The organism is Prevotella sp. AM23-5 (assembly GCF_003473645.1).
GTDB classification, from domain to species: domain Bacteria; phylum Bacteroidota; class Bacteroidia; order Bacteroidales; family Bacteroidaceae; genus Prevotella; species Prevotella copri_A.
The window spans coordinates 1-5,937 of sequence record NZ_QUCG01000116.1 but is presented as its reverse complement, the minus strand read 5'-3'; the positions used below and the strand labels follow the sequence as shown (position 1 = coordinate 5,937).

At 44.0% G+C, this 5,937-nt stretch carries 2 protein-coding genes; both read left to right on the top strand.

The genetic code is table 11. From position 1 onward, the window contains the following. Positions 1-725: 725 nt before the first annotated feature. A complete protein-coding gene (locus DW657_RS16410) occupies positions 726-2,651 on the top strand; it encodes a site-specific DNA-methyltransferase (RefSeq protein ID WP_199658370.1) in 1,926 nt (641 codons plus the stop codon). Further along, on the top strand, positions 2,648-5,782 hold the full coding sequence (locus tag DW657_RS16405) for a type III restriction-modification system endonuclease (protein ID WP_118313465.1): 3,135 nt from the start codon (positions 2,648-2,650) through the stop codon (positions 5,780-5,782). The genes DW657_RS16410 and DW657_RS16405 overlap by 4 nt, the downstream gene beginning before the upstream one ends. Positions 5,783-5,937 lie beyond the last annotated feature (155 nt).

The following is a 5,937-nucleotide window of genomic DNA, read 5'->3' as shown; positions in this document are numbered from 1 at the left end:
GGATGATAGTTGCGGATTTTAGGATTATTTTTTATTATCTTTGCCCCAAATAACAATTTAAAACAAAGGATATGAGCACATCAACTCATGTGATTACTCCCGATTTGCAAGCGAAACTTGACAAAGCGAGAGAAGAACATAAAAACGGAGAAAACCTGTGCTTTAGCACTGCACAAGATGCAATCGTATGGATGGAAACGTTATCGTGTTGCGAATTGACTCCTTATGGATGAAATTCCGGTATCCATTAAAACCTATTGGTCATTTAATGACCAACAAGGAAATTTGAATGTATAACAATTTAAAAGAAAGAAATATAAGAAACAGAAAAGAAAGATATAACATAATAAGATTATAAACTTGCGTTTACTAATTTGTTCGGAACACACTTGAAATTTTGCCGAATTAAAAGTATGTCATTCACGAATGAATAAGTTCTGTAAACGCCTGCGCTATAGCGTGGGCGGAACTTATCGTGAATGACGGGCCCGGCAAAAGCCTCAAGTGTTGATAAGGGAAGCTCACGCTTCTTCTTTGTCTTCACTACATCAAGGCTTTCTTTGGATAGCTTTCCAGCCAATCCTTCTGTCCGCTGCCCGTTTTACTCCGATAATGATTTAGTTCCAAACGCACCCATCAGCTATAGCAAAAGACGTTGGAGTTCGCTTCAATGTTTGTTGCTATACCTTATTATATATAGTGACTAACAATGAAAAGAGCTACGAATGGACAAATTAAGAATGCAGAGTAGTAATGGTGTCGAGGACAACATTATGAAAATTGCGCAGCTGTTTCCCGACTGCGTTACGGAGACCGTGGATGAAAGAAGCGGTCAGCCAAAGCACCTCATAGATTTCGAGAAACTCAAACAGAATCTTTCTGATAGCGTGATGTCAGAAAGAGCAGAACGCTACCAGTTTACCTGGCCCGACAAGAGCAAGGCGATTCTCCTTGCCAACTCTCCTATCAATGCCACACTTCGCCCTTGCCGTGAAGATAGTATTGATTTCGACAACACCCAGAACCTTTATATCGAGGGCGACAACCTCGATGTTCTCAAGTGTTTGAAGGAGACTTATCTCCATAAGGTGAAAATGATTTATATAGACCCACCTTACAACACCGGAAACGATTTTGTGTATGAAGATGATTTCGCTCAGTCTTCAGAAGAATACCTCGCCAACTCAGGACAGTTTGACGAGCAGGGCAACCGTATGTTTACCAATGCCGAAAGCAATGGTAGATTCCATACCGATTGGCTCAATATGATTTATCCGAGATTGAAAGTTGCAAGAGACTTGCTGACCGATGATGGTGTGATATTCATTTCTATTGATGAAAATGAGATAGAAAATTTACTGAAACTTTGCAAAGAAATATTTGGTGCTAATAATTATATCTCACAATTTGTTTGGCAAAACAAAAAAGGAGGTGGCAATGATTCTACTTATGTAGCTATAGAGCATGAATACATCTTAGCTTTTGCCAAAAATATTAATAGTCTTGAAGCTTTCTTTGAAACATATAGTGATGAATATATAAAACGATACAAAGAACAAGATGAAAAAGGTAAATTCTTCTGGGATACTTTTAAAAGAAAGTCAGGAAAACAATATTATCCTATAACATGTCCTGATGGTACAGTTTTACAATATGATGAGGATGGTAATGAAATTAGTTGGCTGAGATCACAAAAAAGATTTGAAACAGACAAAAAGGAAGGTGAGATTCGTTTTGCTCAAACAACAAATGGATGGTCTGTACAATTTAAACAAAGAATGCCAAAAGGGAAAAAACCAAGAAGTATTTTTACCACAAATTCTACTGTCTTAGATGACAAAGGAACAACAAGTACGGGTTCGGAAGATGTTTATTGCTATTTTAAAAAAGAAGTATTCTCAAATCCCAAGCCTATAGAACTGATTACATATTTTTTAGGTTTTGGCTTAACTGATAATGAAATCGTAATGGATTTCTTTAGCGGTTCTGCAACTACAGCAGAAGCTGTAATGAGAAATAACATTGGTGGTAATCACAATCGATTTATATTAATTCAATTACCGGAGCTAATAGATTCAACAAAAAAAGCAACATCGGAAAACTCGAAGAAAGTAGTTTTGAATGCAATATCTGTTCTAGACGAATTGAAAAAGCCACATTATATTACAGAATTAGCAAAGGAGCGAATCCGCCGTGCCGGCAAGAAAATCAAGGAGGAATCACCTTTAACCACCCAAGACCTCGATACAGGCTTCCGTGTGTTGAAACTCGATTCCACCAATATGCAGGACATTTACTATTCTCCAAAGGATATTTCGCAAGCCGACCTCTTCTCGCAGGTTGATAATGTGAAGCCGGATAGAACGGGCGAAGACCTGCTCTTCCAGGTAATGCTCGAACTCGGCGCAACCCTGGATTCGGAGATAGAAACGACAACGGTAGCTGGCAAGACCATCTATAACGTTGCCGAAGGATACCTCGTGGCATGTTTTGACCCGGATGTAACCGATGAAGTGGTAAAGGCCATCGCCCAAATGCAGCCAGCCTACGCCGTGCTCCGTGATACCAGCATGAAGGACGATTCCACCGCCACCAACTTCGAGCAGATCTTTAAAACATATTCTCCTGACACAGTAACAAGGATTCTATGAAACTGAAGTTTAAGATACAACAATATCAGACCGATGCCGTGGAGAGCGTCATCAACGTCTTCAAGGGGCAGCCCAACCAAGCCAACCTGGAATACAGGATGGATAAGGGAAAACTGTATGTGGTTGACAGCAAGAAGCATGACATCAAAATCGTTCAAACCGACGTTTTTGCCGATAGCGATGATACCGGCAATAACCTGGGTTATAAGAACAACCGACTTGCCATGAATAAAGTGGCTCTCTTTGACAACATCCGACAGATTCAGACAGAGAACAACATCCATCAGGATGAAGAACTCTGCCAGAAACTCGGTGCCTGCCAGCTCGATGTGGAGATGGAAACAGGTACGGGAAAGACTTACGTCTATATCAAGACGATGTTCGAACTGAACAAGCAGTATGGCTGGACCAAGTTTATCGTGGTGGTTCCAAGCATCGCTATCCGAGAGGGAGTGAAGAAAAGCTTCGACATCACGGTAGATCACTTCATGGAGCAATACGGCAAGAAGGCTCGCTACTTCATCTACGACAGCAGCAGCCTCAACGACATCGACTCCTTCTCGCAGAGCAACGACATCAGCGTGATGATTATCAATACCCAGGCCTTCAACACCATGAAGGAAGGAGCCAAGAACAAGGCGGCACGCATCATCAACTCCGAACGAGATGAGTTCGGTTCCCGAAAGCCTATTGCCGTTCTTGCTGCCAACAACCCTATCATCATTCTGGATGAACCGCAGAAGATGGGAGGTGCCGCTACACAGACGGCACTCAAAGCCTTCAATCCGCTCTTCACTCTGAATTACTCCGCCACCCACAAGGAACACCACAACACGGTGTATGTGCTCGATGCACTCGATGCCTACAACCACAAACTGGTGAAGAAGATAGAGGTAGTAGGCTTCGAACTGAAGAACCTGAAAGGTACCGACAGCTATATTTATTTCGCAGAGCTGCTGCTCTCGAAAGACAAGGCACCACAGGTAAGACTGGAGATAGAACAGCAGAGCACTACGGGAGCCATCAAGCGAATCTACAAGAAGTTGGGAGAAGGCGATGACCTCTATAGTGCCTCTGGAAATATGCTGCAATACAAGGGGTTCATGATTACCGACATCGTGGTGGATACCCACCAGCCAAGTCGCAGCCAGGTGAAGTTCAGCAACGGAGAAAGTCTGATGCTGAAGGAAGTAATCGGTAACGTAACAGCCGACCACAAGGCTCGCATCCAGATAAGGGAAACCATCAAGGCGCACTTCCGAAAAGAGAGTGCGCTCTTCCATCGTGGCATCAAATGCCTCTCCCTTTTCTTCATCGACGAGGTTGCCAAGTATCGCCAGTATGATGAAGACGGCAATGCGCTGCTGGGACGCTATGGTGAGATATTCGAACAGGAATACTGGGCAGAGCTGAACGAGAATCAGAATATGTACGACCCGGAATATATGCAGTATCTCAGCTGCATCCCTGTCAACAAGACCCATGAAGGTTATTTCTCCATCGACCCCAAGACCAAGCGCATCAAGGACAGCGATGAGAAGAAGGGAGCAGGAAGCGACGACGTATCGGCTTACGACCTGATTATGAAGGACAAGGAAAGACTGCTGAGTCTCGACCCAATTTACTCGCCAGTTCGCTTCATCTTCTCCCACTCTGCCTTGCGAGAAGGTTGGGACAATCCGAATATCTTTCAGATCTGTTCGCTCAGACAGGCTAACAGCATCTCGCAGAAGCGCCAGGAAGTGGGACGAGGATTGCGACTCTGTGTTGACAACAAGGGAGTGCGACAGGATGCTGACACCCTGCAGGGACAGGTGCAGCAGATCAACCGCCTTACCGTAATTGCCTCTGAAGGTTATGCAGATTTCGTAAACGACCTGCAGAAGAATATTTCAGAAGATCTCTACGACCGTCCGAAGGTTGCCGACATTGACTATTTCGATGGAAAGAGCTTCACGATTGAAGATGGCAGCAAGCACAGTATCACGACGGCAGAAGCCAAGAAGATTTATTTCTATCTTGTGAAGAATGGTTATGTGGATGACGAAAGTCATGTAACCGATGCTTATCGCTCTGCTGCAACATCAGGAACACTCGCCTCATTACCAGACGAAGTAAAGCCATACGGCAAATGGATCCACAAACTGATAGAAGGCGTTTGGAATCCTTCTGCTCTTGACGGCATGATAGAAAACGGAAGTACGCCGCAGACTCCGGAGAACAGACTGAATGAGAACTTCACGAAGAAGGAGTTCCAGGAACTCTGGAATCGCATCAACCACAAATACGCCTATACGGTAAACTTCGAAAGTAAGGAACTGATAGAGAAAGCCATTGCCGCCATCAATAAGGAACTGGTGGTTTCAAGACTGAGCTACGTGGTAACCCGAGGAGTGCAGAAAACGGAACTGAAGCACGACGATATGAAGGCGGGCAGCATGATGGTGCAGGAAGAAATGCAGCACGATGACCTGAGAACGGATGTGGTAAGCACCGTAAAGTATGACCTGCTGGGCAAGATAGCCGCCAACACCCGATTGACCCGCAAGACCATCGCCGGAATTCTATCCCAAATTATGCCAAGCAAGTTTGATATGTACAAGGTGAATCCGGAAGAGTTTATCCGCAGGGTAAGCCGCCTGATACTGGAGCAGAAAGCCACCATCATCGTAGATCACATCAGTTACAACGAGATAGAGGGAAGCTACGATTCCGCCATCTTTACGGAGGAGAAGCATACTTCGCTCGACAAGGCTTACCAGGGCAGGAAGAGCATTGTGGATTATGTGTTTACTGATGGAACGGCAAAGCAGAGTGTGGAGCGCAAGTTTGTAGAAGACCTCGATACGAGCACCGATGTTGCCGTATATGCCAAGTTGCCAAAAAGTTTCCACATTCCTACCCCTGTGGGCAATTATTCTCCCGACTGGGCGATAGCCTTCAAGGATGGTGCCGTGAAGCATGTCTATTTCGTAGCCGAAACCAAGGGTAGCATGTCAACCCTTGACTTGCGAGGCATAGAAAATGGTAAGATAGCCTGTGCTGACAGGCTTTTCGAGCAACTCTCTGGTTCGGGCATCTACTATCATAAGGTAACCAACTACGACGACTTGATGGAATGGGTGAAATAAGTGAAGAATTATGGAACAGCCGATAATGACTGCCATCATAAAAAGATATACATAAAAATAAAGTTTAACATGAAATCCTTGCAAAAATCAACTTTTATATTTACCTTTGTATAAGTAATTGGTTTTAAAAACATAAGATTATGACAAACAAGGAA

Bases quoted from the DNA above. Each gene is read 5' to 3' on its own strand.
- DW657_RS16410 (WP_199658370.1), top strand. From the start codon at position 726: ATGGACAAATTAAGAATGCAGAGTAGTAATGGTGTCGAGGACAACATT.
- DW657_RS16405 (WP_118313465.1), top strand. From the start codon at position 2,648: ATGAAACTGAAGTTTAAGATACAACAATATCAGACCGATGCCGTGGAG.